The organism is Streptomyces sp. MB09-02B (assembly GCF_033794485.1).
In the GTDB taxonomy this organism is placed as follows: Bacteria; Actinomycetota; Actinomycetes; order Streptomycetales; family Streptomycetaceae; genus Streptomyces.
Map to the genome: position 1 here is coordinate 1 of NZ_JARGEE010000998.1, position 599 is coordinate 599.

At 66.4% G+C, this 599-nt stretch carries 1 pseudogene; it reads right to left on the bottom strand.

Annotated elements, in window-relative coordinates:
• Positions 1-38: 38 nt before the first annotated feature.
• Positions 39-581: pseudogene (locus P1P70_RS45545) on the bottom strand (SigE family RNA polymerase sigma factor); the annotation flags it as partial.
• Positions 582-599 lie beyond the last annotated feature (18 nt).

The following is a 599-nucleotide window of genomic DNA, read 5'->3' on the forward strand; positions in this document are numbered from 1 at the left end:
CCGTTTTCCCCCGTTACTTACTCCCCCCACTCAGACCCTCAGGCGACAAGCTCCCCGAAGGACTCCTCCTCGTCACGGCCGAAGCTGAGGACCTCGTCCTCACGCAGCCGGCGGAGGGACCGCCAGATGCTGGACTTCACCGTGCCGACACTGATGTCGAGGATCTCCGCGATCTCCGGGTCGGTGCGGCCCTCGTAGTAACGGAGGACCAGCATCGTGCGCTGGAGTTCGGGGAGCCGGGCGAGCGCCTGCCACAGGACGGCGCGCAGTTCGGTGCCGCGCATCGCGTCCGTGTCGCCGGCCGTCTCCGGCAGCTCCTCGGTCGGGTACTCGTTCAGCTTGCGGCGGCGCCACGCGCTGATGTGCAGATTGGTCATGGTGCGGCGGAGGTAGCCCCCGACCGCGGCCTTGTCACTGATCCGGTCCCACGCCCGGTAGGTCGAGAACAGCGCGCTCTGCAGCAGGTCCTCGGCCTCGAAGCGGTCTCCGGTCAGGTGGTAGGCGGTTGCGTACAGGGAGGCACGACGCTCCTGGACGTAGGCGGTGAACTCCGCCTCCGACACAGACCGGCGTTCCCCCGGTATTTAAAAAAAAATTAA